This window comes from Pseudoalteromonas luteoviolacea (assembly GCF_018100925.1).
Classification (GTDB): Bacteria; Pseudomonadota; Gammaproteobacteria; order Enterobacterales; family Alteromonadaceae; genus Pseudoalteromonas; species Pseudoalteromonas obscura.
Genome location: NZ_JAGJEH010000019.1, coordinates 33,921 through 58,384 on the forward strand (window position 1 = coordinate 33,921; position 24,464 = coordinate 58,384).

The 24,464-nt window shown below is 39.8% G+C and carries 30 protein-coding genes; 26 read left to right on the forward strand and 4 right to left on the reverse strand.

Going from position 1 to position 24,464, the window contains the following annotated elements; all coding sequences use genetic code 11:
* Positions 1 to 78: 78 nt before the first annotated feature.
* The 5 genes from J8M00_RS26040 (at position 79) to J8M00_RS26060 (ending at position 2,079) form a co-directional block, all read left to right on the forward strand.
* Entirely contained in the window at positions 79 to 546 is a 468-nt protein-coding gene (locus J8M00_RS26040) for a hypothetical protein (RefSeq protein WP_211013308.1), read from the forward strand.
* A gap of 139 nt (positions 547 to 685) precedes the next feature.
* Positions 686 to 922 carry a hypothetical protein gene (locus tag J8M00_RS26045; RefSeq protein ID WP_211013309.1) on the forward strand — a complete coding sequence of 79 codons (237 nt, stop codon included), beginning with the start codon at positions 686 to 688 and terminating at the stop codon, positions 920 to 922.
* A gap of 72 nt (positions 923 to 994) precedes the next feature.
* Positions 995 to 1,249 (forward strand): hypothetical protein, encoded by a 255-nt coding sequence (locus J8M00_RS26050; RefSeq protein ID WP_211013310.1) that lies wholly within the window; start codon positions 995 to 997, stop codon positions 1,247 to 1,249.
* Positions 1,250 to 1,287: 38 nt separating this feature from the next.
* Positions 1,288 to 1,587 carry a chromosome segregation protein ParM gene (locus J8M00_RS26055; RefSeq protein ID WP_348772572.1) on the forward strand — a complete coding sequence of 100 codons (300 nt, stop codon included), beginning with the start codon at positions 1,288 to 1,290 and terminating at the stop codon, positions 1,585 to 1,587.
* A 12-nt stretch (positions 1,588 to 1,599) separates the two neighbouring features.
* Positions 1,600 to 2,079, forward strand: coding sequence for a hypothetical protein (locus tag J8M00_RS26060; RefSeq protein WP_211013311.1), 480 nt, complete (start codon positions 1,600 to 1,602; stop codon positions 2,077 to 2,079).
* Positions 2,080 to 2,366: 287 nt separating this feature from the next.
* Here the strand turns inward: J8M00_RS26060 and J8M00_RS26065 are convergent, their stop codons facing one another.
* The gene (locus J8M00_RS26065; RefSeq protein WP_211013312.1) at positions 2,367 to 2,993 is read right to left on the reverse strand and encodes a recombinase family protein; all 627 of its coding nucleotides are present in this window, start codon (positions 2,991 to 2,993) and stop codon (positions 2,367 to 2,369) included.
* Between the two features lie 395 nt (positions 2,994 to 3,388).
* Here J8M00_RS26065 and J8M00_RS26070 point away from each other — a divergent pair, with 395 nt between their 5' ends.
* The 3 genes from J8M00_RS26070 to J8M00_RS26080 are packed head-to-tail and all read left to right on the forward strand — an operon-like array spanning position 3,389 to position 4,519.
* A complete protein-coding gene (locus J8M00_RS26070; protein ID WP_211013313.1) occupies positions 3,389 to 3,769 on the forward strand; it encodes a helix-turn-helix domain-containing protein in 381 nt (126 codons plus the stop codon).
* On the forward strand, positions 3,762 to 3,923 hold the full coding sequence (locus J8M00_RS26075) for a hypothetical protein (protein ID WP_211013314.1): 162 nt from the start codon (positions 3,762 to 3,764) through the stop codon (positions 3,921 to 3,923). Before J8M00_RS26070 ends, J8M00_RS26075 begins: the two co-directional genes overlap by 8 nt.
* A gap of 8 nt (positions 3,924 to 3,931) precedes the next feature.
* Positions 3,932 to 4,519: a hypothetical protein gene (locus tag J8M00_RS26080; RefSeq protein WP_211013315.1), complete on the forward strand. Its 588-nt coding sequence runs from the start codon at positions 3,932 to 3,934 to the stop codon at positions 4,517 to 4,519.
* Between the two features lie 46 nt (positions 4,520 to 4,565).
* Here J8M00_RS26080 and J8M00_RS26085 read toward each other — a convergent pair whose 3' ends face one another.
* Together J8M00_RS26085 and J8M00_RS26090 are read right to left on the reverse strand one after the other, a co-directional pair.
* Positions 4,566 to 6,143, reverse strand: a complete 1,578-nt coding sequence (locus tag J8M00_RS26085; RefSeq protein WP_211013316.1) for a hypothetical protein — start codon at positions 6,141 to 6,143, stop codon at positions 4,566 to 4,568.
* Positions 6,144 to 6,225: 82 nt separating this feature from the next.
* The gene (locus tag J8M00_RS26090) at positions 6,226 to 7,581 is read right to left on the reverse strand and encodes a hypothetical protein (RefSeq protein ID WP_211013317.1); all 1,356 of its coding nucleotides are present in this window, start codon (positions 7,579 to 7,581) and stop codon (positions 6,226 to 6,228) included.
* Between the two features lie 956 nt (positions 7,582 to 8,537).
* Between J8M00_RS26090 and J8M00_RS26095 the strand changes: the two genes are divergently transcribed.
* Positions 8,538 to 8,909 carry a helix-turn-helix domain-containing protein gene (locus J8M00_RS26095; RefSeq protein WP_211013318.1) on the forward strand — a complete coding sequence of 124 codons (372 nt, stop codon included), beginning with the start codon at positions 8,538 to 8,540 and terminating at the stop codon, positions 8,907 to 8,909.
* A 102-nt stretch (positions 8,910 to 9,011) separates the two neighbouring features.
* On the opposite strand, the gene J8M00_RS26100 is transcribed toward J8M00_RS26095, so the two are convergent.
* On the reverse strand, positions 9,012 to 9,329 hold the full coding sequence (locus J8M00_RS26100) for a hypothetical protein (RefSeq protein ID WP_211013319.1): 318 nt from the start codon (positions 9,327 to 9,329) through the stop codon (positions 9,012 to 9,014).
* 94 nt (positions 9,330 to 9,423) lie between these two features.
* Here J8M00_RS26100 and J8M00_RS26105 point away from each other — a divergent pair, with 94 nt between their 5' ends.
* The 17 genes from J8M00_RS26105 (at position 9,424) to J8M00_RS26185 (ending at position 24,455) form a co-directional block, all read left to right on the forward strand.
* Positions 9,424 to 9,768, forward strand: a complete 345-nt coding sequence (locus J8M00_RS26105; RefSeq protein WP_211013320.1) for a hypothetical protein — start codon at positions 9,424 to 9,426, stop codon at positions 9,766 to 9,768.
* A gap of 102 nt (positions 9,769 to 9,870) precedes the next feature.
* Positions 9,871 to 10,176 carry a hypothetical protein gene (locus tag J8M00_RS26110; RefSeq protein ID WP_211013321.1) on the forward strand — a complete coding sequence of 102 codons (306 nt, stop codon included), beginning with the start codon at positions 9,871 to 9,873 and terminating at the stop codon, positions 10,174 to 10,176.
* Positions 10,177 to 10,211: 35 nt separating this feature from the next.
* Positions 10,212 to 10,694: a LysM peptidoglycan-binding domain-containing protein gene (locus J8M00_RS26115; protein ID WP_211013322.1), complete on the forward strand. Its 483-nt coding sequence runs from the start codon at positions 10,212 to 10,214 to the stop codon at positions 10,692 to 10,694.
* The gene (locus J8M00_RS26120; protein WP_247687580.1) at positions 10,694 to 11,392 is read left to right on the forward strand and encodes a DsbC family protein; all 699 of its coding nucleotides are present in this window, start codon (positions 10,694 to 10,696) and stop codon (positions 11,390 to 11,392) included. Before J8M00_RS26115 ends, J8M00_RS26120 begins: the two co-directional genes overlap by 1 nt.
* Positions 11,389 to 11,751 carry a hypothetical protein gene (locus tag J8M00_RS26125; RefSeq protein WP_211013324.1) on the forward strand — a complete coding sequence of 121 codons (363 nt, stop codon included), beginning with the start codon at positions 11,389 to 11,391 and terminating at the stop codon, positions 11,749 to 11,751. The genes J8M00_RS26120 and J8M00_RS26125 overlap by 4 nt, the downstream gene beginning before the upstream one ends.
* A gap of 9 nt (positions 11,752 to 11,760) precedes the next feature.
* Positions 11,761 to 12,027, forward strand: coding sequence for a type IV conjugative transfer system protein TraL (locus J8M00_RS26130; RefSeq protein WP_211013325.1), 267 nt, complete (start codon positions 11,761 to 11,763; stop codon positions 12,025 to 12,027).
* A 2-nt stretch (positions 12,028 to 12,029) separates the two neighbouring features.
* Positions 12,030 to 12,671: a TraE/TraK family type IV conjugative transfer system protein gene (locus J8M00_RS26135; RefSeq protein WP_211013326.1), complete on the forward strand. Its 642-nt coding sequence runs from the start codon at positions 12,030 to 12,032 to the stop codon at positions 12,669 to 12,671.
* Positions 12,668 to 13,396 (forward strand): TraK domain-containing protein, encoded by a 729-nt coding sequence (locus J8M00_RS26140; protein ID WP_211013327.1) that lies wholly within the window; start codon positions 12,668 to 12,670, stop codon positions 13,394 to 13,396. The genes J8M00_RS26135 and J8M00_RS26140 overlap by 4 nt, the downstream gene beginning before the upstream one ends.
* 10 nt (positions 13,397 to 13,406) lie before the next feature.
* A complete protein-coding gene (locus J8M00_RS26145; protein WP_211013328.1) occupies positions 13,407 to 14,600 on the forward strand; it encodes a TraB/VirB10 family protein in 1,194 nt (397 codons plus the stop codon).
* Between the two features lie 6 nt (positions 14,601 to 14,606).
* Positions 14,607 to 15,116: a type IV conjugative transfer system lipoprotein TraV gene (traV, locus tag J8M00_RS26150; RefSeq protein WP_211013329.1), complete on the forward strand. Its 510-nt coding sequence runs from the start codon at positions 14,607 to 14,609 to the stop codon at positions 15,114 to 15,116.
* 1 nt (position 15,117) lies between these two features.
* Positions 15,118 to 17,610 carry a TraC family protein gene (locus tag J8M00_RS26155; RefSeq protein ID WP_211013330.1) on the forward strand — a complete coding sequence of 831 codons (2,493 nt, stop codon included), beginning with the start codon at positions 15,118 to 15,120 and terminating at the stop codon, positions 17,608 to 17,610.
* A 78-nt stretch (positions 17,611 to 17,688) separates the two neighbouring features.
* Entirely contained in the window at positions 17,689 to 20,046 is a 2,358-nt protein-coding gene (locus J8M00_RS26160) for a hypothetical protein (protein WP_211013331.1), read from the forward strand.
* The gene (traN, locus tag J8M00_RS26165) at positions 20,010 to 21,614 is read left to right on the forward strand and encodes a conjugal transfer protein TraN (RefSeq protein ID WP_211013332.1); all 1,605 of its coding nucleotides are present in this window, start codon (positions 20,010 to 20,012) and stop codon (positions 21,612 to 21,614) included. Before J8M00_RS26160 ends, traN begins: the two co-directional genes overlap by 37 nt.
* A complete protein-coding gene (locus J8M00_RS26170; protein WP_211013333.1) occupies positions 21,574 to 22,179 on the forward strand; it encodes a hypothetical protein in 606 nt (201 codons plus the stop codon). The genes traN and J8M00_RS26170 overlap by 41 nt, the downstream gene beginning before the upstream one ends.
* Positions 22,176 to 23,156, forward strand: coding sequence for a TraU family protein (locus J8M00_RS26175; RefSeq protein WP_211013334.1), 981 nt, complete (start codon positions 22,176 to 22,178; stop codon positions 23,154 to 23,156). Before J8M00_RS26170 ends, J8M00_RS26175 begins: the two co-directional genes overlap by 4 nt.
* Positions 23,140 to 23,874: a type-F conjugative transfer system pilin assembly protein TrbC gene (locus tag J8M00_RS28655; protein WP_211013335.1), complete on the forward strand. Its 735-nt coding sequence runs from the start codon at positions 23,140 to 23,142 to the stop codon at positions 23,872 to 23,874. Before J8M00_RS26175 ends, J8M00_RS28655 begins: the two co-directional genes overlap by 17 nt.
* A 101-nt stretch (positions 23,875 to 23,975) precedes the next feature.
* Positions 23,976 to 24,455 (forward strand): S26 family signal peptidase, encoded by a 480-nt coding sequence (locus J8M00_RS26185; protein WP_211013336.1) that lies wholly within the window; start codon positions 23,976 to 23,978, stop codon positions 24,453 to 24,455.
* Positions 24,456 to 24,464 lie beyond the last annotated feature (9 nt).

Genomic DNA, 24,464 nt, shown 5'->3' on the forward strand with positions numbered 1-24,464 from the left:
GGTACAAATAAGTGTATTAGAAGTGCTCTTTATAAGCACACCTAATATTTTGAGCTATCTCAACATAGTAGGAAAAAAATGGACTTACATACAGCATTTTTTGCAACCTTTTCAATCGTTTTAATAACCCAGTTATTGAAACAAGTGCTGCCTAATTGTTTTGCTTTCCCCTGGCAATTGGGGTTACACGAAATAGTACCTAAAAAATACATACAACATAGGTGGTTTAAAGATACAAACTCGTTATTTTACTTCAGTAAAGATGAAATAATATTTCATACATTCCCACTCTTAAGCCAATCTAATTTAAGGTATGTAGCATTACTAGGAGGCTTGAATATGTGGATGTTTCTAAATGTCGGCATTGACGTTATTAACATTGCATTTGAATGGATTTCATCCTTTCTAATAACAGTAGCTCTTTTTATGGTGCCCTTTAAAATAGTTTTTTCCAGAACAGGATTTAACCCTGATTATATAGTTTTAATATCCTTTGATCTTATTGGCTACCTTATAGCTTTGCAGTTTGTCATGGTAAGTTTTTAAAGCTGAGAACATTTTAGCGAGCTGGCCATACAGCTCTAGTTGAATCTTGTAGCAGTTGTCATGAGCACAAAAATGGCTTTAGGCCATATACCCGTAACCATTTAACTTTAATCATGTGGCACATGAATAAGAGGCAAGGATGAGTTCAAATATTAAAATAGCATCAATTTTTATTATGTCATTTTTCAGCCTATGGTTTTGGCAGCTTGGGATGTTTGCTATTCCAGAAGATATAGATGTATCTAACATGTTACGTAGTTGGTTTAACCCAGGCGTGAAAGCATTTCCAACTATCGTATCAATAGCTTGTTTTTTTGCTGCAAACTATTTCATATTGAAAAATAACAATGACAAAAAAGCCAATGAAAACCTATGAAAATTTGCAGTACCTATAGATAGTTACACTTCTTTGAGTTCACATAAACCAAAAAATGATAAGGAATTAAATATGATATTAATCAAGCTATTAGTGATTTGCATTGGGGTTATCTTTGCTTTCCGAGTTTTAAAATGGGAAGAGGGTGGTGGACTGTATTATGCTAAGTACCCGGTAGCTAAAGCAATGGATAAAATGTCATCAACAGGTGAGCTTGATGGCGTTGATATCGAAATGGCTATAGCGGATATTGACTACAGCAAACCGAGATCAACTCATGCAGCCCAGTTTCGTTCGAATGTGCTAAAGCAAAAAAATAAAGTTTAAGGAATTGATTTATGAACAAGTGCTTAATCATGTGAGAAATGAATAAGGATGAAGAAATGAGGTTGAGTGCAATTCAAAAAGATGTATTGTTCATACTATATGCAATTGAGCAAAAAGGAAACTCTAAGCCAGTACCAAGCGTAGTCGTTTGGAATATGATAAATAAGAGCAGAACATCGGACGTTTTTGATACTAATTTTAGGGCTTCATGTCATAAATTAAGTGAGCACAAAATGATAGATAAATATCGCTCACACTCTCTCAAACTAGCGTGGAGCTTATCTGAGTTGGGCCGCAACAAAGCAGCTGAAATCTATCGAGCAAGAATAAACACATAAAAGGAGTTTTGCATGATATTTAAACATTACATTTCTAAGCTTTTTAAAAGCGAGCAGATTCGAGCTAACGAAGACTTAATTGAGCAATTAAGAAGTGTTTACTACTTATACAGGGAGAGCAACCAATATGCGTTAGTAAATATTGAGTTTGTCAAAGAAGCGTTATTACTATTTCGATCTCTTTATACACAGTTAGATGTATTGAAAGATAGCTATGAATTCAGACGTCGGCTTATCGATCAAGGGCAAATCGAGGGGGATATAGAAGAAGTTATACGCCCCATAGAAAAGCTTATAGTTAACACCTTGAAATGGTTAGATGAACAAGAGCAACTTGATGCTAGCCAAGCTGAAAATATCTTACATAATTTATATTACATTATAGAACTTCACTCATTTGATAAAAATGCCAAACCTATTTTCAATCAGGTTGAAATTTTTTGTAAAAAAGTGACGGATCAGGGAGTTTTAAAGGCGGCTACTTTGGAATAGTGAGATATAGAAAGTAACAGTATGATATTCTTTTATTTTCTCATTTTTCGATAACAAAAAATATAAAAAGAGCAGGCATGATAACATGTAGAAAAATACGAGAAGTAGAGGTTTTTGCGCGTTATCATGTAGACTTTTACGACTGATTAATGAATGTAGAAGTAATTCTCTACACTTTAGAGCAAAAACAGTCGTAAATTACTACACAATAGGCCTGTTTATCGCAATTCTCTACGTTTTAGAGTGTGTACAGTCGTTTTTTCATACACATTTACATACATTTCAGCCTAGCTACCGTTTTTTAATAGCTTAGACACTTTTGAAATGGTAGTGCGTGAACAGCCTAATATATGCTGAATGTAGTCATACGATTTATTGTCTATCAACATTCCCTCAATTTTTTTCCGTAATTCCAAGTCTACTGGTCGACCACGGTAACGCCCTTCAGATTTAGCTTTATTTATACCTTCTTTTTGGCGTCTTCTGCGATCTTCATAGTCTTTTCTTGCAATGGCGGCTAGCATATCAAGCATGAGATCATTGATGGCCGATAGCATACGTTCCGTAAATTCATCATTAACTACTGCAAATTGGTGACTAGTTGGTAAGTCTAGTGAGACAACCCTTAATCCCTTATCTTTTATAATAGACTTGAGTGAGTACCAATCATCATCTTTTAACCTCGATATACGATCTATTTGCTCCACCAGGAGAATATCGCCTTTTTGAGCTATCTCAAGCAACCTAAAAAGTTCAGGCCGATCAAGTTTTGCTCCGGACTCATTTTCTGCAAAGAACGCTGAAATGCTCAAACTATGCTCATCTGCAAATTGAATTAATGCCCCTTTGGCACGAGCTTTATCTTGTTCAATTGTCGACGCTCTTAAGTAGGCGTATGTACGGAATTTACTCATATAAGAAATAGTCCATTTTACATAGTTTATTTAATTCAGTTCATTATACATGGTATTTATCATTTAATGGACTAGCAAAACATTGAATTGACTAGAGTCTACTTTAGGTATACCCAAAAAACACTATCATTAGACTAGGTTCTTGGCTAAATGATGAGAAGGTGCCCAAAAATTAGTAGAAGCAGATTTAAAGTGCATATGGAAAAAATTCGTTAACACCTAGAGATTAACAAAGCGATACTTTAAATATGCACTTATAAAGCCTTTCCTTATACATGTCCTGTACATTTAACAGACCGGACATCAAAAGATAGTCAAGAAACATTGAAACAACGTATACAAGATGTTAAATTTGTAATTTAATGATGAAATTTTAAAATGGACTGTGCACAACCATGCAAGCGGATAAAGATACAAAAGCTTTTAAAAGTGACATTGACCTGTTACAAAGCCCATTTGATCCCGCTAACGTTCAATATATGCGATTGTCTTTAGGCATGACATTGAGACAATTTGCGAAAGAAGTTGCCACAATATCTCACCAAACAGTGGCAAACTGGGAGTCAGGATCCACGACACCTTCAGAATCTCACTATAGAGCGTGTGTGCAAAACTATTTAAAAAAAAGGCATAACAATAAAAAAATACCTCTTCAAAATATGTTGTTTAACCCCCATACTCTATCCTACATAAGGTCATCATTTAGAAAGCTAAATAATGATGAGAAACAGGACTTCATAAAACAAATTTCTGATGAGGGTGACAATCATGAATAAGAAACAATCTAATAAAAAAAAGTTAATTTTGAAGAAATCAGTTTTAAAACAAGTTGTTGGCGCAAATAATAGTGGAGGAAATCAAGGTTCTGAACCACAATTCGCTATATTCCCGCCACTATACGATTTAAAAATAATTGAAAAAAAGCCATGAGATAAAATATGGAAGTTATTATAAATTTTTTGAATGCAGATGGTAACTGGGTGGTTCTCACTAACTTTCTTTTAGTATCTTTGATTGCTATATGTAATAGGAAGGATGGTCATAGAATATACATAGCCACATCGATATTAGCAGTTTATATTTTAAACATATTCTTATATAGAACAATACCATACAATCTTATATATAATCAGTTATATTATAGCTTGATGGATTTGTTGGTAATTCTACTTCTAACTTATAGGGTAAGAATTCTTAAGATATCAGGCGCTGTATTTGGAACAAAACCGATTTCTGGTGTGTTTAGCAATAACCATACTGCGAAACAAGAAAAAGCAATAATATTCTTTTTTTCGTTTTCTATTTTTATGAATTTTCTGATGATTACAGAACACATTGTACGCCATCCAGAGCTAGTTGGTTTAGATGAGTCTCTGGCGTATTACAGTGTATTGATATTTAACAGTTATCCATACCTAATAATGGGGCAGTCTATATTGTTGGCAATAACATACTTCACTATGACTGTAGATGGCTTTGTCATCCGGAAAGTAAAGAATAATCCTGAACTAGAATTAAGACTTTAGTTACAATTGCACGCTCTGATTGAAAAATTGGAGTGTGCTAACTCCCCTAAAAAGGAACATAACTTTTAAGAGCAGAGCAATTCGTAATATCCAGTTCACTCCTAGCTCGAGTTGCTGCAATGTAAATTAGAACACCATCATTGTACTTAAATTGCTCATCTTCTTTAGAAATAAAATCACTAGAAAGACGAACATTTTCAAACTCCATAAATTTTGTTGCTTTTGCACTTCCGATCAATACGGCCGCGTTGTCTTTACTTTGTTTTATAGCAAACTGAATTGCTTTGAGTAATGTATTAAGGCTGTAAGTTTTAGTAACACACGCAAACTCGCGCATTGAATAACCACTAGAGGTTTCAATAAAGTCATAAACTTCTTGTTCAGTTGAAAATCGTCTTAATACTTGATGTGATGTAGTCCCTCTTTGCTTAATTGAGTATAAGCCTTCGATAAATTGATGAAGAGGCTCAAGATCATCTAAAACAGCAAACGACATATCTAAATTAATTGCGTGAATGATTTCATGTACAAGACCAGAAGTGTTGTGACAAATAACAGCGTTTTGTAAAGGATTATGCTTTAAATCAGTTTGAAGGTCTGAAGTACTTTCATAAGAAACTAAATCTATGGGGGTATCCAAAAAATGAGCGGCGATATAATTAATAATGCCAACTGTTCTTTTCGTATGACGGTATGTTGTTTTTAGAGCTATATAATCGACACCTGGAACATTATTTAGTTTAAAAAGAGATGACATTTTGAGAGATTGAAGAGGATCGCCAACGATAACCTTCTGACCTGTTTGAGCAAGGATAACTTTTAAAAGTAGGGGATGTAACTCTTGATAATTGTCGATAAAAATAATATCAGCATGTAATTTAGGACTCGATAAAAACCATAGCTTCATTAACATTGAATAAGTAACTTTACAGAGATTTAAACAATGACAGACATTCTCCCAATACTCTTGAGAATAGCGAAGTATCAAAGAACTCACATCGTTCTTGATAGATTTTCTTAGATAAAGCGGAAGTTTAACGTGTTCACTAGAAAGAACCGCATCTTCACTGAGACAAAATGAATCTAGAGTTGAAATGATAGAACGAATAAACTTATCTCGACTAACACCATGAACACTTTTAATAGAACAAATATGTTCTATATCTGAAGGTTTAAGCCAGTTTTGTATACGATTACGGTAGCGCTCACCAGAAAATTGATAGCAAAAACTGAACTGTGTAATAATTTGAATATTACGAAGAAATCGACCACTTACCATTTTCTTTAATGAACTAGACGAAACAAATACAAGACCTTGTTTAAACGAAGGTAACTGTTGAGCATAAGATGACAATAACGATGTCTTTGATGTACCAGCTCCACCATCCAAAATAAGCGAAGAACCCTTTTTTAATAGAGATAAGATATATACCTGCTCTGAACTAGGGGAAAAACCACTTATAAAAAACGGCCTAGAACTATCTTGAGGAATAATTACAGAATCTGTAACCTGTGAGTGATAATTTAAAAAGTAACTTATCGCTTGATCATAATTAACTTTATGAACATCACAATAATCATTAAGCATTCTTAAAGTGTTTAATGTTAAAGAAGCACTTGGCATACCAACCCCCTGTATAAATTCGTACATCAAAGATAATACTTTAAACACCGCAGTTCAAATGAGCTCATTAATAAGGGGCGCACTATATAGAAACGGAGCTAATGACCCTATCTTCGGTTAATAACTTTTTATAACGTTTTACTGTACTCAAACTAACCCCAGCTGCTTTTGAGAGCTGCTTTAAAGTCATATTTGCTGTAGAAGCAAGTATTGATTTGAGGCGCTGAAGAGTTTTTTCTCGCTTGACCTTAGCTGTCATCTTTGCACCAATAGAGCGTCTTTCCGATACTTGCTCAGGTGTTAAGCGCACCTTTATTGCAAGCTCGTATAAAAAAGCTGTATTCATGGAAAGAGACTGTTCTAAGTAGGTTGCGAGGGTAGATTTCCTGTAGCGATACTTCTTTTTTATCGCTGTTGATAGGTATGAACAAAGCTCATCTTCGTCTAACCCAATTATTTCATTATTGAGGGATTTTATATCTTCAAGTGCTTCATCAGCGTTCGGCTTTATATGTAGCAATGAAACGAATAATATAAATGCAGCACTGTCACGTTGCCCTTTTTTTACACCTTGTGCGCGTGCATGTTTGACCACCTCCCAGTAAATTTTGAGCCACCATTCTTTGATATTGTGCTTACTACGTTTACCTCGAGCGACGCGTTCCTGCTTAAATGCAGTTGTCTCTACTTTTTTTGTTTTTGTGGGTATTGGTTTTAGGTAACTAGGCCGTTCTGGATTTATTCCTACTGAATGCATTAATTCATCAAACGAAAATCTTTCTGGCGTCAAGATATATGCTTTTACTGTTCGCTTTGATTGAGAGTGAGAGCTGCCAGGGAGTCGCAGAAGACGAGATGGATCTATAGTGGCCTTGTAGTCAACATGCCATAATTCACCGTTGCCAAGTTTATTCCGAACAGTATCTGCGAATTCCTTCCATACACTTTGCCGCCAGGCATACGCTTCAACAGCTTCATAAACCCAATACAAATGTAATCCACCGGATCCACTTTTAACAATGGCGTTGGGCATTGGTATGTCTTGATTTTGAATTTGACTCAATACTTCGTTACACACAGTTTCAGCTTGTTCATCATCTAAAACTTGGTGATTATTTGTATCTATCTCAATGTAGTTAGCATGGAGCCTAGCAAGTTGTTTTTGACACCTCCAATCAAAAAACTCATTGGGGGATATATAAAAGTCAGTATTTTTAAACGTCTCAATTGATGTGGTTGCAACAGAGCTGAAAACGTCTTTTGGTGATGAAAGAGCTGTTTTTCCGCTTTTATTTACACCAAGCGGGATCCATTTGTTTTTTGATTTTTGGCGTCTTACCCATGCATATCGACAATTTTTCTCATTGCCAAACCCTAGTAGCTGGTAAAAGCCTCTAAGATTGTGCTCAATAGGTAAGCTCTGAGCTGCGTAGTTCATTGTTTTATGTGTTGTCCATTACTTTATGTGTTTACTATAAAAAACACAAAAGAGTACTTGACCCACAATACTAACAACGCTAATATTCTAATTGTCGGTTACAGATTCTGAAACCGACAAAGAATTTAGTCTGCTAGCCATAGTAGGCGCTATCGGGCTGGAAAATACACTAGAGTTTGGTCGCTTCGGGGTATTTCCAGCTTTATTTTTTTAAGTTCTACAAATTAAGTAATCTTTAGTATTACCTCTTTAAATCCTATTTTCACTGCCGTCTTGTACGCTGAGTCTAATGACTTAAAAGTCCTGACATCGTTTCTATGCGTATAAAGCTTATGCTTTTCTGTATCATCACTCGGCAAGGACACCTCTAACGTGAATCCTTCAGCAGTCAGAACCAGCTCTGCTGATTCAACAACCCCTGTTTGCACAAGGCATTCTAATTTTTGGCTGTTGATCATACGCTGACCTAAATAAATTTCTCGAATCGTATAACAATAAACGATCACCAGAAAATGATCAACAAAACATATAAAATGCAATACAAAAAGATCTGATTGTATTTCAGTAACTATTACGATGCTAGGTCGCAAATCGCCGGTGAGTTCATACTCTCTCTAGCTAAGAGTGTTAGTTCGCAACAAACCTGCTTTGGAATTAAGGGGTGCATATAGGCACTAACGCGATGATCATAGCGCCAAGCATCTATTCTGGTATTTATTCCGTAGTGATAATTTGCAAATGCTCGAACAGATTGTTTTATGAGCATATCAAGAACATTATTAGTCATATGAGTTTACACAATACTAAAGATCCGTTTATTGCTGTACCGTATCAATAAGCCTGTCAAATGTCTTTGACAATAAATATAAAAATAGACACAATCATTAACGCTAGGGAAAAGAATTGACAACACTTTTATCTCTTATAGGTATTTCAGGGACTAGCGACAAAGGATTATGACTGAAAGTAAACAAAATGATATAGACCTAAGATCTGACTTCGATTTGATTAATTCACGATATAGTGGAGAAAATATCAAATATATGAGGCTTTCGTTAGGTATGAGCCAGCGAAGTTTTGCGAATTTTCTTAATGTATCTCATCAAACTGTGAGTAACTGGGAGCAAGAAGTTTGTCGTCCAGCACGAGGGGCCTATGAAGACTGCGTATCAAAGTATTTAAAAAAAAGAAATAGTGACTTTCGTAACCCTTCAAATTACCTCCTATTCAACCCCATGACTATACAGTACTTAAAACAGCTTCTAAAAGGTGTATCTACACAAGACAAAGAGAGGTTTATAAACCAGTTAAAAGATGGAGATGAATAATAATACCGTTTAATACTCCATGTTCGGTAGGTGACAATGGAAGTAGTCTTGTAAGAACGGGTACAGATCCACTATCACTAAAAAAGCAGTGCCCAACAAAACTTACTTGAAATTAACTTTAGGAAGGTAAGCGGTTGTATCCGAACGAAAACCTCTAAAGTGGAGAAAATCCTGAATAGTTTGGACAGGAATTTGTCCACCCTCATCAATTAATGGCATGACCAATTCCGACTTAAATTCTTCAACAACACTATCTTCACATGAGATGTCTGCGTGAAAAATTGACAACACCAGTGTTGAAATCGAGTGTGCCGCCTCATCATCTAGCTTAACAGAATGCAAACCAGGCAAGTTTGTTTCGATTAATAAGCCTGAAGGCTTGATAATTAACCCGTTTTCATAAAAGTTAAGATGTCCCATTCCTTATGCTCCTAGTATGCTGAGGTGAGAAAAAAAATTATTTTTGTGCTAATGTGGTGCAAATTACGAAATTAACCGCTGATATTAACAAAGTATGTCTACTATTCAAGAACGACAGTTTGTCCAAGTCCCTATGCCCGATTGGTGCTTTAACTCACTAAAAGCTCTGGCAGCAGCAAATGAGTGTGACCTTCGATTACTCGTTGAAACTTTCATTAATCACTATATCACAAAAAGAAAAGGTTATGATAAGCAGCCAAATAAGCACCTACTGTTTTATGCATCGCCTAAAAACAGCAAACCCCGCTCTATGTGGTTAGGTCCAGAAGCTTATTCAAAAGCTGAAAACTTTTGTAATCAGCACGATACACGCATTAATCGCCTAATATTCACCGCTTGTGTAGATGGGCTTGTTAGAAATAACTGTATAAAAGTCTAGTCCCCCTCATTCAATTCTCTCCTTTAGAAAGAAATTACTTGCACACCTTTAAAGTGTATGTTTTTATACACTGTGTATGTTTAAATACACACAAGGAACATGATGACGAGTAAAACTAAACAAATAAAGCTAACGGATACGGAACACCAAGCATTATTGGAATTATGTAACGATAGAGATCAAACGGTTGAGAGCGTTTTGGGAAATGCCGTAGATAATTTTCTTGCAAAATTAGAAGGAAAGGAAGCTAGATTTCTGTCTGCGAAAGGCTCATCTCGCTTAAGAACAGTAAGGATCTCTGAAAGCACCAGTGAAAAGCTAAAAAGTTGTGCGAGTAAACAAAATACATCTCAGAACAGCCTGTTGTTGAATGCAGTTCTCGCACTGTTAAAAGCTAAAGGCAAGTAAAAAAATTTGCGCCCCCAATGTAGGAAAACATACACATGAAAATGATGCACAAGCTTAAAATTGCTTTGGTGATTCTAACCATGTTAGGACAAAAGGTCAGTGCACTTGAGTATACAGTTGTGAAAGGTGACACGTTATGGAGCCTATCAGAAAAATACCTTAAAGATCCTTTCCGCTGGCCTGAGATAAAAAAGGCTTCCGGGGAAACAGTGTTATACCCCCGAAAAATGCCAATAGGGTTAAAGCTGTACATTCCCTATGACATCGCAAATAACAGAGCCCGGACAGAGCTTAAATTAAGCCCATCTGAGCAAGCCCAGAATCAACAAAGCCTAACCACATGGCCATTTAGCTATTTCCTAACCACCGACGCTGAAAAAGTGGTTATTCAAAAGGGGGGGCAATTTGTTGTGGTCTCGGTGAGTTCACTCGAACAAGCCAAGGCGCTGAAGAAGCTGGGAAATAATATTCAGATTGATGAAAACCTGCTTAGAAAGCTATTTAAGAGAGAAATGTGATGAAACTACCAATGTTATTAGCTGCACTGCTAGTTGTGCAAGCACCGCAGGCCAATGAAATAGAAGAAGCTCAAGAACAACTTCAGTCCACGTTTAAAAACTTGCAGTTTTCTTCTTTTAAACCAGGGCCAATTGACGGGCTCTTCGAAATCAACGCAGGAGGCCAGATCATCTACTTCCACCCACAAAAAGAGTTGTTATTCATGGGGGAAGTATTCAACAAAGAAGGCCAAAGCCTTACAGCACAGTCGCTAGAAGCTGATGCAAACGCATTAGAAAGTAAGCTCCCCGTTGATAAGTCCATCAAGATTGTTAAGGAAGGAGCTATCACAGAGCTGATTGAGTTTACAGATCCAGAGTGCGGTTATTGCAAAAGTTTTGAAAGGTTTATGCAAAAAGAAGGAGGACTAATTAATAGAACAGTGTTCTTTGACACGAGGGGATCTGAATCCTCAAGGCAAAAAGTTGTACATATCCTCTGTTCTTCTGACAGAGAAAAAGCAATGCAAGATATCTATATGGGTATAAAACCAAGTAAGTACCTGGACTGTCCTGAAGGTAGGGAGATGCAGAAAGTCCATGCTGAGGCTACTCGTCTTGCAGGTGTCCGGGGAACCCCATCATTCATCATCAATGGGAAATTAACACTGGGCTTCAGGCCCGAAATCAAAAAATATGTAAAAGGAGATAAGTTATGAAAAGCATGAAGAAGTTCAAAGCTCGACTTAATCAAGCAATGATGCGTGGCTATGTGATTGTACAGAGCAACCCCCAGTCGACAATGGTGGTTGGTGCCGTTGGACTATTAATTATGTCCATCCCAGCGGCGCATGCCATCACAGCACCAGCCGCTGGTTCGTTTGCCTATGACATGTATGACGTAGGCGTAAACAAGATCCTCAAAGGTGCACCAGGCTTTATTGGCGGCATGGTTGGTATTGTTGTATCAGCAACGCAACTTAGTAGTAACTGGAAAGCTGCTGGCCTTGGCATTTTGGCTTCTACAGCGGTTATTAAAGCGGACTCAATCACCAAATCACTGGGCATGATAGTTTAAGGAGGAAACATGAAAGAGCGTATGCCGCGTTATTTGCATAAACCAATTCAGATTTTATGGTTTGATACAAATGAGGTTGTGATCTTGGTCGTTTTTTATTTGATCGCAATGACATTCGGTGGTCTGGCGTGGCTTACGCTCATTGCTGGCCCGGCAATCATAATTCCTTACAAACGTAAGCAACCTCGGGGCTATTTCAGTCATGCGCTGTACTGCGCTGGATTTGCCAAGCTCAACGGCTACCCCATACCACTTTCAAAAACATTCAGGGAGTAATCATGTCTGATATAAAAAAGAAGGATAGGGATAATCAGACTCCAAAAGCTGACAGAGGGCGACTTAGCTTCTTCATGCAAGAGTCCAGTAATATTTTTGCTGAAAACAGACTACTTCGCTTTGTGCTTGGTTCCATGGTCGTTTGGTCTGCATTTAATTCTGTGATGTTGAGTTACGCGTTATCTGATCGGGTTACAATCATAACCCCCCCAGATGAGTCATATCAGTTTGAAGTGACCAGCAACAGCGCGAATGACACTTACTTATATAGGATGGCTAGACACATTGTGTTTTTGGCTGGAAACCTGACTGCTGCAACTGGACGGGACCAACTCAATGACCTGTTACGCTACATTCATCCTTCTAAGACTGCTCAGTATCAGGAGCACTTTAACACCTTAGCGAAAGAAATAGAGCGCTATCCAAATATCACCTCTTTGGTTGAACTAAATGGCACTAGCTCAATGAAGGTTAAAGGTGATGTCGTGACGATTGATGTTACAAAAAAAAGGTTGATAGGAGATACCGTCGTTAAAAAGGATCGTGTGCGTTACAAATTGACATACACAATTGAAGAAGGGCGCTTCTGGGTGATGGATCTAAAAGAAGTGAATAGGGAGCAAAGTGTGGAGGTCTCAGAATGAAAACACTGAAATATTTAATGGCAATATGTGCAGTTTTTATTGCCCCAGTGATAGCAAAACCTGTTTTACCTGATGTAATTACACAGGTAAAACTGTCTAACTCAGATACTAATCGAATTGTGTGTGCTAACGGTGAAATGAATGATGTGTTCTACTCTAGCGATAAAGTACAAGAAGTGCCCTTGAACGGTAAGTATGGATTTATAAAGTTTCCCATTATGAAGCGTGGTAGTCAGCTGAGTTACGTGACCAAACGCTCAGAGTTTCATTTTATCTGTAATGGACAGGCATATACCATTATTGCCCTTCCTGACGATATTCCCGCACAGGTCATTTACCTAGGTTCAAGTCTAGATAGTAACGTCCAAAAGAATCTCGAAATGATGGGTAGCATGCCCAAAGAGCGGCAAAGTATATACCTGACACTGAAAGCACTTAAGAATGAGATACCGCCTAACTTCAAGGTTACGGCAATAGAGGAAAACTGGACATCTGATCTCATCAAAGGAGCAAAAATACGCCTAATCCGCTCAATTCGAGTCGATGGCATTGGGGTGAGATTGAAAGAATATCTAATCAAGAGTAACCAGAAACAATACCTGGATGAAAAACGCTTTATTCGTCCTGAGATATCACTAGGCATAAGAGCTATAACTGTTGACCCTCTACTCGTTGAAAAGGGCCAAACGGCAAGAATTTTTGTAATCGAAGACTACACAAATTAGGTGGATGACCATGAATTGGATGCGAAAAAAGTGGGATGAATTGGACTCAACTACAAAGCAAAAATGCACAACTGGCTGTGTAGTGATTGTCGTTCTCTTACTTTCTACAGTGCTGTATTACGGCTCTGGAGAAGCGGAAGAGCGAGGTAAAGAAAAAACCGTTTTGCTTGAAGAAGATTTGAATTTGGGTAAAGACCTATTAAAGGACGATATTCAGGAAAAAGTAAAAACGGATTTAGAACAACAAAATGGCCTGATCGGTCAACAGAATGGAAGACTTGAGCGACTAGAAGAAGTATTGCCAGCAATTCAGGAAGAACTTGCACGACTAAAAACTTCAAATTTGGAGCCCGAGCATTCAATTGAGTCAGTACAGCAGCAGGGCAGTGCATATCAGGATGTGCAGGTAACTGAACAAACAAGTTACCCGTCTGTTCCAGGCTATAACGGCACCAATTTCGACAATCAGCTACCTGAAGAGAAAGCTGAAATCATTGGCGGTGTCGGACACAATGCAGGCGAACCACAAGAACAAGCAGATGATGAAAAAAAGGAAAATGGCTTCTATTTAGCTCCGGGGTTTATGGAGGCTCAACTGCTACACGGAATTGAAGCATATACATCAGAGGGAGCGATGGCTAACCCGGAGCCATTGATGATCCGTGTACAAGCTCCCGCTGTGCTACCAAACAATATTAAAGCACAACTAGCAGGCTGCTTTGTGATGGCAAATGCACATGGCTCACTTGGAAAAGAGCGAGTAGAAAGCCAAGTTGTTAACCTAAGTTGCTTGTCACCTGATGGCACCGCAGTGATTGATCAGGAGGTGCTGGGATATGTGGTAGGCAGCGACGGTAAAAAGGGGTTGCCTGCGAATATAGTTACGAAGATGGGACAACATGTAACTCGTTCATTTGTCGCGGGGATGTTCGGTGGTGCTGGAGAGGCTATATCGTTATCTAGTCTAGAGAACAATATCACAGGCGCTGGTCAGGTTCAGACCTTTGACTCAGATAAAATTGGGCAGAGCGCACTTGGCCGGGGGCTTAAAGATGCCACGCAAGATTTGAAGAAACTATTTATTGAATTGGCCAGACAGACAATGCCCGTAGCTGAAGTCGGGGCAGCGGCCAAGTGTACCGTCGTATTACAAAAGGGAGTACACCTCAAAATACGACAAATTAAAAATCTGGTTAAGGAGTGATGAAAAATGACAAAGCTTACTTATAAAGTCTTGATTGTTGTTCTTTGTATTGCAATGGGTGGATGTTCATTAGTGCCCTATGAGGAAGATTTTGCGTGTCGAAAAAAGGATGGTCTTGGCAAGTGTATATCAATGCACGAAGCATATGACGAAGCGGTTGCAGGTGTCGAGCGTCACCCCCCGATGGTACCAGCTAGCGAGCAGGAAGATGATACCGCTCAAGATAAAGTGATTACAGCTCCCCCTATCAGTAAAAGCGGAAGTTACGATCAGTATATTGAAAGTTACTATAAAGAGATAGGTGCAATTGTTGCCCGTCCAGTTACGCCAATGGTGAAACAAGCCAAAACAATCAGAACACTCGTTTTGCCTTACTCCGGCACATCTCATGACAACACACTTTGGATGGAAAGGTATGCTTATTCCATTATTGATGAGCCTGCCTTTGTAATGGGACAGTACCTGACTAAAAAGCCAGATCTGCTCGAATCGATACTGCCGCAAAAAGGAGAATAAAATGTTCGAATCAGTTATGCGCACTTTGTTTGGTGACAAAGGAGGAGTCACGGCAACTGATGTAGAGAAAATGAGCCAACGAGACAAGCTGTCAGACTTTTTGCCTTACTTATATTGCTCGCCTGACGGTCAGGGGGAATATTTAAACATGGACAACACCATTGGTTATATCTGGGAGTGCTGTCCACTGACGTTCGCCTCAATGCGCCAAATTAAACAGATTGAGTCTATTTTGCGAGCGGCTTTTTCCAATGGAAGTGTAATGCAATTTATTTTTGTTGCGGATAAAGACGTCAAACACATTATTGATGCTTATAGAAAAAATAAATTAAGAGACCACCCTTTAGTACAAAAAAATATTGCTGAGTACGCAGACTTCTTGCAATCAGGAGTTTCAGGGCTCAACAGAGTACATAATATACCTATCAGAAATTTTCGATTGTTTGTCACGCTCAAGGCCGTAGAGGGCATCCCAGACGATACGCTATCAATTGTAGAGGAATCATTAAAAGGTGCAAACCTTGCCCCTCAGCGAATGAAAAGTCATGAGCTTATACATTGGCTAAGGACATTTTTTAACAATCTGGAAAATACAGATCACACTGTAAAAGTAGATAAAACCGTTCCACTTAGAAAACAAATCATTGATTCACAAACAGAAGTGTCATTTAACAGTACAAAGCGCTATGTAAAGATTGGACAAAAGTATGCTCGTTGCATTACACCAAAAGGGACGAGAGGTGACATAGATCCACTTCTGACTAATGAACTGGCGGGTGGGATTATGGGAAATTCTGATGATAGCAATCAGATGCTTTCACCGTTTATCTGGAGTGTTTCATTGGTATTTGGTGACGCGAAATTTGAACTACACCAGAAAGCCAGCATCACCATGTCCCAAAAGAGCACAGGGTCATTCGCCAGAGAAATAGGCAAACGAGTCAATGAATTCATGTGGGCCACAGACAAGGCTGAGAGTGAAAACTTTTTGCAAGTGATCCCAAGCCTCTGGGTATTTAGTGACTCAGAAGAAGAACTACGTGAGGCAACCAGTAGGGCTGTACGTATCTGGGAAGGTAAGGACTTTCAAATGCAGGAAGAGTCCATATTGCAGAAACCACTATTGATAAGCGCTTTGCCATTCGGTCTATACAACGTCAAGAACAACGTAAAAGTAATGGACAGAGACTTTTTGTTTCCGATCAGTACTGTGAGCCGGTTTTTGCCTATCCAGGGCGACTTTTTTGGTGGTTCTAAGCCAGTGTTAATGTATTTCGGACGCAAAGGCCAGTTATGTGGTCTGGATGTGTTTGACTCAAGAGCAAATAATCATAATTTTATGGTCTGCGCCGAGAGTGGTTCAGGAAAGTCATTCATGCTGAACAAGTTCTTAGGGGACTACTATGCTTCAGGCTCACTTGTTCGTGCAGTAGATTTAGGTTATTCATATCAAAAACTTTGTACTATAAACAATGGCCGGTTCATCGATGTAGGAAAAGAAAACATTGTTATAAATCCATTCCACAGCAATGCAAAAGACGATGAAGATTTAAATAAAGACCTCATCGCTGCTGCTAATGTGATTGCCGAAATGGCATATTCTGCATCAGGATCTGCATTACATGAAACAGAGTGGACATTGATAAAGTCAGCTGTCTTCTGGGCTTACAGAGAAGGCGAGATAATAAATGGTGTAGATGCAGTACAAAGATATTTAGCACACTTTCCTAAATACGACGATTTAAACGATGTACCAGACCTTAACTTTGCGAAACAAAAAGCAAGTGAGTTGGCATTGAACTTAAGGGATTTTACGACTCGAGGGCCATATGGACGCTTTTTTAACGGAGAAGCGACATTTGATATCAGTTCTGATGAGTTTGTAGTACTTGAACTCGAGCAACTGAAAGGACAAAGAGAGCTGTTTTCTGTCATCGTGATGCAAGTAATGAACGCCGTGACACAAGACCTCTACTTGTCGGATAGGGGCACGCAGCGCTTTATTCTTTTTGAAGAAGCTGCATCGATGTTAAAGAAGCAAGGGCATACAGATATGAGCCGACTTGCGGGACTTATCGAAGAAGGTTATCGGAGGGCACGTAAATACTATGGTTCTTTTGGTGTTGTATTGCAATCCGTACTGGATACTGTGCAATTTGGTGAAGTAGGTGAGGTATTATTGAACAATGCAGCCTTCAAGTTTTATTTGGAAGGAAAAGACTACAGCAAAGCCGCCAGAGATAAGGTTATCCCATACGATGGGCTTGCTTTAGAGCTATTAAACTCAGTTAGAAATGCTAAGCCAAGATATAGCGAAATGATGGTTGATAGTAGCATATATAAAGGCGTTGCAAGGCTATGTGTTGACCCATGGAATTATTGGATCAGCACATCAGCAGGTGACGAAGTACATGCGTTTAATACGTTATTATCAAAAGGGTACAAGCCGATAGACGCAATTGCCAAGCTATCTGGTATACCAATTCAAAGGTAATCTGTTTTAGAAAATAAAGGGCTGCCCCTTGCCCACCAGATGTATGAAATAATACACAACATAGCAAGAGGAAACAGGATGAAAAAGACATCCGTGAAAATAGGGCTGCTAGTGCTGATGTTTGTCACTAGCTCATTGTGCGTGGTAGCACAGGATAACAAAAAAATAAGCCCTGAAATGGTAGATCGAGCAAACCAGATGAATGAAAGCTTATCAGGCCACTATCATGACCCAAACTCTGTTAGCAAAAACCTATCTCACCCACTTATGAGCGACGAAAAGATGTCTACAGCCTCAGGTGATATGTTTGATGCCAATATTGGCTGTAAGTCGTCAAATACATTCATGAAAATTTTGGCTACCTCCGGAAGTAGTGGGGATGCCACTTTTAACATCGAAATAGATGGAAACATGGATGGTAGGCTTGATACTTTGGTCAGAAAAACTGGTGTGAGTGGCGTTTGTGCTAATGGATATTTGCAATGTAACGCAGGCACATGGCAAGGCTGTCGGGAATATCAGTGGCAAGTAAAAAGTGGTATGAAACTCCAGGGAGTGGCATTGCCGTCAAGCTCTTGGGGGAAAGTACTTAAGAGCTGCTACTGCATTAATAAGAGCTGCGGTAACGGGCTACTTGTGAAGAACTTTGACACAATTTTGAAAGATGTTGGTAGCGGTATTGCTAATGCATTCCAAAAGGTCAACCCATACTATACGGTCTCAGATGTTCAGCCTGATGGTCCCTTAATGCGCTTTTTTGGTCAGGAACCTGCTTCATGCAAAGATCAATTTAATGGTGCGCTGACGGGATATAAGCAAACACCTGGTAAGTTGGCGTCAGACGCATTTGGAAAAAGTAAAGCAAGCAAAGTATATAATACGGTCTCTAACTCAGCAGCCGCAGGTAACACCGGCCTGATCACTCAGAAATGTAAAGTCACCAGAGACATAGCCCTAAATGACGTAAAGATCACTGACATCATCGAGTTTGTAGGAGGTGATGGGTCAGTTTCTTATTGTGGAAGTAACTGCATCGAGCTGACCATTGGTAAGTTAGGGGATGACTACTGGCAAGGGCGATGCGATGCGTTTAATACCGTCTCAAAATTTAATGTTAAACGACCTGAGATGATTGAAAAAGCGGTCCTAGTTCAAGCCGTATTTGATGACTGGATCTACGTAAGCAATAGTGGAAAAAAAGTATATGCTGGTCCATTTAACTGGAACGGTACTCGGTTACCTCCTGGGCGTTCATGCGAGCTAAAAACACATTGGATAAAATACCCGAATGTGGACTTTACGGACTCTTTTAAGCAACCCGGGGTTGTTGAACTAAAAACCAAAGTATTGGTTTATGGAGGCGGTGAGGGATATACCAAAGCACGCATATACGTCAATCTAAAGGATGAACATCCTTTTTCTGTGAAAATAGGAGCGCCTGGAGACAATGTACTACGGTATGAATTTGATCTCATGTCCGGAACTAGCCAGCTCATTCGAAGCGACAGTGTACGCAGATCAACGATAGAACTGCCTGAAGGCTTTGACTTCGGAGGAATGTGTGACAATAAGTTTGAATTCACTAGTGATGGTTCAGCCTTATGGGAACCTCCCGCTCCATATCGCAGCACAGCCCTAGACAATACAGTTAACCTCAAGACCATTCAATCTCCTACATGCAGCAATGGGCTGAAAGGCATTGTAGAAGTCATAGACACAAATGGTGACCAAGGGACATTAGGTGGGGAGTTCAGGTTTAAGGCATATAAAGATAAATGCGCCATTACCAAAGAAGACATCATCGACTCATGTCAAGCATATGACAACAAACGTGAGTGTCGGATCAAGTATGAATCAGTAGATGGTGTAGAAACATATCGTAACTTCATTTCAACTAGCTTGCTTCCTGTCCCCCAATCAAAAGTTATTACCGGAGAAGTGTGTTCAGAACTTGTCAGGAGAGATTGGTTTGAAAAAAAACGAGAATACGAGTGCGAAACTGAAAGTCATGACTTTGACTTTAGTGAAGGTTTGCAAAGGCAACACACCATTGTGTCTTCTGCGACAACGGGAGGGTACAAAGACCAAATATTTAAAGATGGACGCTCTCAGATCACAAACCATTCATTAGGCATACCAGAAGTACCTGAACCACCTGAATGTGTTCAAGCTTGCAAAACACGTAAACGTGTAGAAGAGATTGGTGTAAATCAATTGGGAAACACGGCTAAGAACAGAAAAGATTCGACAAAATATGAATACTTCTACCATGAATGCCAGGCAAGTGCGTGCCCGCTTGGAGCTGGTGAGCAAGTAGTAAAAAGCTGCCAATGTCTTAATGAATTTACAGAGGCAGCGAGCATTATGCAGGTATTGAGGTTAGCAGGAAAGGATATGATATGTACATCAGGCAATCAAAAACCATTAGGCAATTAATAGCGCTTCTAACACTTATGATGTCAATTTCAAATGTGCTTGCATCAGATATAGGGTGGGAGCCACCTGCTAATTCACATATTTGCGGTGCAGACTTGAATGGCGATGGAAAATGGACAAGTAATGGGGAGGCAAAAACTTGTATTAAGGGTAGCACTTATGACCCTGATAAAGCATTCAAAACAGGAAATGGCTTGATAAGCTCTCCCCCAACATATATTTGTCCAATTGGTCAGGTAAGTTGCGCCAAAGGCAGTAAAGCATTTTGTCCATTTACTGGAGAACAGTGCGAGCAGGGTAAGAGTACTTGCTCACGAAACACCGCATGTACAACTCACACTAACACTGAGCGCGAGTATCATTCATGTTCCACCGTTGATAGAAATCGATATCAACGATGTACCTTACGAGTCAAGTATAGAGGAAGTCGGGAAATTTTGGGCGCACAATGCCCAATTACAAAACGAACATACTGGGCAAATGATGACAATCCAGACTATATGGGTGAGTGTGAAGACAATTGCTACACATCAGTTACTCGTTATCGTTGTGCACAAACCGGCGAAGAATTTGATAATAACTCTGCTTGTCGTAGAGCATGCTGGACATGGCGTAATACCACATCATATAAGTGCCCTATTACGGGGAACGAATATTCATCACTGCCACGCTGTCAAAATGCTTGTAAAGAAACAAAGGCATGTAAAAAAGTGAATGACTATGCATGTCCGCTAGGAGATGAGTATGCGTGCGTAAATACAAACCCAAACTCTTCAGAGTTTACCTGCTCAAAGAATAAATGTGCCGCTTATACCGATAACAATGAGACTGACCCTACAAACAGAGACATGTATGTTGATGATGGTGATTACAGTGAAGACGGTGAATGCTTAGGCCAAGTAATGATATTTGCCGGTAGAGCAATGGACTGTAGGACTCCAGGTATTTCCAGTGCTTATCAAAATTGCTGCTCAAAAGGGGATGGTGAGATATACAACGATAGTATGGGAAGTATGTTGGACATGTATGGATATATGGCGGCGATATCGGCGACCTATGATGCCGCTGTAGTTGCATACAATGCCTATAAAGCTGGCGCGACAGCCGCTGAAGCCGCGACTGCTGCTACAGATTTTATGGCAACCTCATTTGATCCGGCCACACTGGCTGTCAGTGTGGCAATCATCACAATTATGAACTACTTGGAGAAAGCCTGCCCATCTGAAGATATTGAAACAGCCATACTGGATTCAAGTGGGTACTGTGTTGCCCTTGGGGAAAAATGTACCAAGAAATGGCTTGGTAAATGTGTCCAAGAAGTTGAAGTGAAGTGTTGTTTTACTTCGAAAATGGCCAGAATCATTCATGAACAAGGACGTCCTCAACTTGGCATGACGTTTGGCACAGCAGATGAACCTAACTGTCGAGGGTTTGATGCTGAAGAGTTTCAAAGTTTGGATTTTTCTAGAATAGACCTTTCTGAATACTACGACGAATTAAGACATAACAAGCAACAGGAGATGCAAGATGCCATCAAGAAGACCTTGGATGAGAAGCTTGGTGATTAGCGCTTCATTGGTTTGTTCAACTGTATTTGCACAGCAAAGTTCTGTCATTGGTGCCGTCTATCCAATAAAAGAAAAAGACGCTTTAGCTGCTTTGAAAAACAGGGCTGAGCAAGTTGATTGGCAAGCCTATATGGCCAACCGGAAGGATGGTTGGAAATCGAACCTACAACGTGAGCTGCCAATCGCTAGAAAGAATTTAGTCCGTTTTCATAGACCGTTCTACACGGTAGAGCAGGCGGTGATAGATCAAAAGGGGGCTGTGATATATCCAGTGGGCTTTCGTTACAATCCGCTAAATCATGTGCGACTTCCATATCGGATTGTGGCTATTTCAACACTGCAAGTGGAGTGGGTTAGAGCCAAGTTACGAAAAACTGACCGGGTACTGATCAGTCATGGTGATGTGTTTAAGGCAAGAGAATTATTGCCTGAACACATTGTATTCACTTTAGATGAGCGCACTCGAAGCAGGCTGGATATTCAAAGAGTGCCAACCATTGTGGTGCAAAAAGGTAATTTATTGGAAGTATCTGAATATAAGTATGTGGAGGGACATGAAGGATGAGACACATCGTTATCTTTATTGTGTTAATGCTCGGTTTAAGTTCACAAGTGCAGGCTGGAAGCTGTAACGGTCGCCCCTTAAACCCCATTCTAGATGTCAGCTGGCAGAATATGTTTCCTATTAGCATTGGCGGGGTTGTCGAAGTTGGAAACTGGAGTGGGGGAGGCTTTGATGATGCCCCCACTGATCCTATCTGTGTTTGTAACAATGGTACTATCCCGAAAGTTGGACTAAGTGTGTCATTTTGGGAGCCTGCGAGATTGATAGATACGGTGTCCACGCCCTATTGCATGATGCCTTTGGGCGTCGAAATGAATGCGGGTGGTCTTCAGGGACAACTGGGGGGGTCTTTTACAAGCCGAAATGGGCATGGAAAACTATTTCAGCAAATGCACTACTTCATTTTCCCTGTACTGGCTATTTTGGACATGTATACGGATCTGCCATGTATTGATTATGACCGACAATTTGATTTGGCCATGATCACCGAAATACTCCCCACTTGGAATGATGATTTGTTGGCTATGGTTGTAAACCCGGAGGCTGTATTATTTGCGAATCCAGCGGCGGCGCTGGCCTGCGCAGCAGATGCATCATCAACAATCTTCGGTAGGCCCATTAATGCACTGTATTGGTGTATGGGGGGGTGGGGTTCAACATACCCATTAGCCGGTTCAATTACTGCTACGGACTATGCTGAAGGCAATGCCGGTCTCGCTGCCAGAGGGATTTACTTAATGGCAAGAACGGGACTATTAGAAGAGTTTTCACCGAATGGGTGCTCAAGGTATTACGCCCCGATATGGAACAAAGATAGGTATCGATTGCAAATGACTCGTCCCGTAGTTGACTCTAAGGCCAAGTATATTGGCACACCAGGGCTGCTATGGACGCAAAATAAGCATCCTTTGGTCGGCAAAGATAATTTTTCATGGTTAATGTTTAGGAAGGTGAATTGCTGTGTTAGCGCATATTAATGTTGGTCTACTCGCTATGTTACTTCTGGCATTTTCGCTTAGCGGGAAAGAAAGTAATCAAATAACTGATGAGCTTAAACATCGGGTCCAAAAGAAAGTCCAGGATTTTACCATTTCTGAAGAAATGCAAAAAAGGGCTGTTCAGCTTAAATCGGTTACAGAATCTGAAACTTTCAAGATAAAACAAAAGCAATATGAAACGCGAGTGAAGAACCTATTATCTGGTGAAGCTGTTCAGTTTGGCGAAGAACAGGAAGAACAGCCTGTGATGACTCGTGATAAGTTAATTTTATTCATTAGCAGCAGCATACCGCAGCCAACACTTCGTCGCTATGCTAGGGCGATGGAAAAAGTGGGCGGGCTCTTGGTTTTACGGGGCACTGTTGGGGACCCTCACAAACTTCAGCCGACTGTCCGATTTATGGAACATATCCTGAAAAAAGATGATTTGTGCGCTCCGCCAGACTGCGACTACTTAGGGACACATGTCACGATAGATCCGAGGTTGTTTACACGTAATAGGATCAAGCAAGTACCGGCATTGATATTCGTTGAAGATATGGATATGACCAACTATATCGATAAGAAAGAGGGGGATGGTATGCCGGAAAGCACACAGTTTATAGTTTATGGAGATGCAAGCCTTAAGGGCCTTGCAACTGAGTTACATCGACTCTCAAAAAATGAACGCCTTTTAAAAGTGATAAAACGCATGTAGGCAAGATTGATATGCCAAGTCACTTAATGTTCATTTCCGCATTGCCAATTTGTGTATGATTTCGTACACTGATGTATAAAAACATACACGGTATAACACTTATGACAGTAGCACTACCTAACAATAAAATGAACAAGAGGTTGTTATTTGCTTTGGTTGTGATGACTGGAGGGATCCATTATGCAGCGCAAGGCCTCTTGTGGGTCATCACCCCTTCTGTAGAGCCCACCCTTTTATACAAAAAAGATGGGCATGCAACTCGAGGGGAATATGTACACTTTCGTTTCAAACACGACCTCATTTCGGATGACGAAGTGTCTCTGACGAAACGTATTGCTTGTGTTGAAGGCGATATATTGGCTCGAACAGGTACCGGACATTTTTACTGTAATGGAGAACATCTTGGCCATGCCAGGCAGTATGCAACAAACGGCACTGAACTACCGGTGTTTGAATGGGATAGTGCCGCAGTCCCGACAGGTAAAGCGTTTGTTATCGGTGATCACTTGGAGTCATTTGATAGCCGGTATTGGGGTTTTATAGAGATAAGCGACGCACAGCGTCTTGCTGTCATATTTTAAAGGATCTGA

What these genes read in the sequence shown, in the direction of transcription:
- J8M00_RS26050 (WP_211013310.1), top strand. Translation starts at nt 995, where the DNA reads ATGATATTAATCAAGCTATTAGTGATTTGCATTGGGGTTATCTTTGCT.
- J8M00_RS26065 (WP_211013312.1), bottom strand. Translation starts at nt 2,993, where the DNA reads ATGAGTAAATTCCGTACATACGCCTACTTAAGAGCGTCGACAATTGAA.
- J8M00_RS26095 (WP_211013318.1), top strand. Translation starts at nt 8,538, where the DNA reads ATGACTGAAAGTAAACAAAATGATATAGACCTAAGATCTGACTTCGAT.
- J8M00_RS26145 (WP_211013328.1), top strand. Translation starts at nt 13,407, where the DNA reads ATGAATTGGATGCGAAAAAAGTGGGATGAATTGGACTCAACTACAAAG.
- traV (WP_211013329.1), top strand. Translation starts at nt 14,607, where the DNA reads ATGACAAAGCTTACTTATAAAGTCTTGATTGTTGTTCTTTGTATTGCA.
- J8M00_RS26170 (WP_211013333.1), top strand. Translation starts at nt 21,574, where the DNA reads ATGCCATCAAGAAGACCTTGGATGAGAAGCTTGGTGATTAGCGCTTCA.
- J8M00_RS26160 (WP_211013331.1), top strand. Translation starts at nt 17,689, where the DNA reads ATGAAAAAGACATCCGTGAAAATAGGGCTGCTAGTGCTGATGTTTGTC.
- J8M00_RS26070 (WP_211013313.1), top strand. Translation starts at nt 3,389, where the DNA reads ATGCAAGCGGATAAAGATACAAAAGCTTTTAAAAGTGACATTGACCTG.
- J8M00_RS26055 (WP_348772572.1), top strand. Translation starts at nt 1,288, where the DNA reads ATGAATAAGGATGAAGAAATGAGGTTGAGTGCAATTCAAAAAGATGTA.
- J8M00_RS26155 (WP_211013330.1), top strand. Translation starts at nt 15,118, where the DNA reads ATGTTCGAATCAGTTATGCGCACTTTGTTTGGTGACAAAGGAGGAGTC.
- J8M00_RS26045 (WP_211013309.1), top strand. Translation starts at nt 686, where the DNA reads ATGAGTTCAAATATTAAAATAGCATCAATTTTTATTATGTCATTTTTC.
- J8M00_RS26120 (WP_247687580.1), top strand. Translation starts at nt 10,694, where the DNA reads ATGAAACTACCAATGTTATTAGCTGCACTGCTAGTTGTGCAAGCACCG.
- J8M00_RS26105 (WP_211013320.1), top strand. Translation starts at nt 9,424, where the DNA reads ATGTCTACTATTCAAGAACGACAGTTTGTCCAAGTCCCTATGCCCGAT.
- J8M00_RS26060 (WP_211013311.1), top strand. Translation starts at nt 1,600, where the DNA reads ATGATATTTAAACATTACATTTCTAAGCTTTTTAAAAGCGAGCAGATT.
- J8M00_RS26185 (WP_211013336.1), top strand. Translation starts at nt 23,976, where the DNA reads ATGACAGTAGCACTACCTAACAATAAAATGAACAAGAGGTTGTTATTT.
- J8M00_RS26115 (WP_211013322.1), top strand. Translation starts at nt 10,212, where the DNA reads ATGAAAATGATGCACAAGCTTAAAATTGCTTTGGTGATTCTAACCATG.
- J8M00_RS26110 (WP_211013321.1), top strand. Translation starts at nt 9,871, where the DNA reads ATGACGAGTAAAACTAAACAAATAAAGCTAACGGATACGGAACACCAA.
- J8M00_RS26175 (WP_211013334.1), top strand. Translation starts at nt 22,176, where the DNA reads ATGAGACACATCGTTATCTTTATTGTGTTAATGCTCGGTTTAAGTTCA.
- J8M00_RS26125 (WP_211013324.1), top strand. Translation starts at nt 11,389, where the DNA reads ATGAAAAGCATGAAGAAGTTCAAAGCTCGACTTAATCAAGCAATGATG.
- J8M00_RS26090 (WP_211013317.1), bottom strand. Translation starts at nt 7,581, where the DNA reads ATGAACTACGCAGCTCAGAGCTTACCTATTGAGCACAATCTTAGAGGC.
- J8M00_RS26135 (WP_211013326.1), top strand. Translation starts at nt 12,030, where the DNA reads ATGTCTGATATAAAAAAGAAGGATAGGGATAATCAGACTCCAAAAGCT.
- J8M00_RS26085 (WP_211013316.1), bottom strand. Translation starts at nt 6,143, where the DNA reads ATGCCAAGTGCTTCTTTAACATTAAACACTTTAAGAATGCTTAATGAT.
- J8M00_RS26100 (WP_211013319.1), bottom strand. Translation starts at nt 9,329, where the DNA reads ATGGGACATCTTAACTTTTATGAAAACGGGTTAATTATCAAGCCTTCA.
- traN (WP_211013332.1), top strand. Translation starts at nt 20,010, where the DNA reads ATGTACATCAGGCAATCAAAAACCATTAGGCAATTAATAGCGCTTCTA.
- J8M00_RS26080 (WP_211013315.1), top strand. Translation starts at nt 3,932, where the DNA reads ATGGAAGTTATTATAAATTTTTTGAATGCAGATGGTAACTGGGTGGTT.
- J8M00_RS26040 (WP_211013308.1), top strand. Translation starts at nt 79, where the DNA reads ATGGACTTACATACAGCATTTTTTGCAACCTTTTCAATCGTTTTAATA.
- J8M00_RS26075 (WP_211013314.1), top strand. Translation starts at nt 3,762, where the DNA reads ATGAATAAGAAACAATCTAATAAAAAAAAGTTAATTTTGAAGAAATCA.
- J8M00_RS26140 (WP_211013327.1), top strand. Translation starts at nt 12,668, where the DNA reads ATGAAAACACTGAAATATTTAATGGCAATATGTGCAGTTTTTATTGCC.
- J8M00_RS26130 (WP_211013325.1), top strand. Translation starts at nt 11,761, where the DNA reads ATGAAAGAGCGTATGCCGCGTTATTTGCATAAACCAATTCAGATTTTA.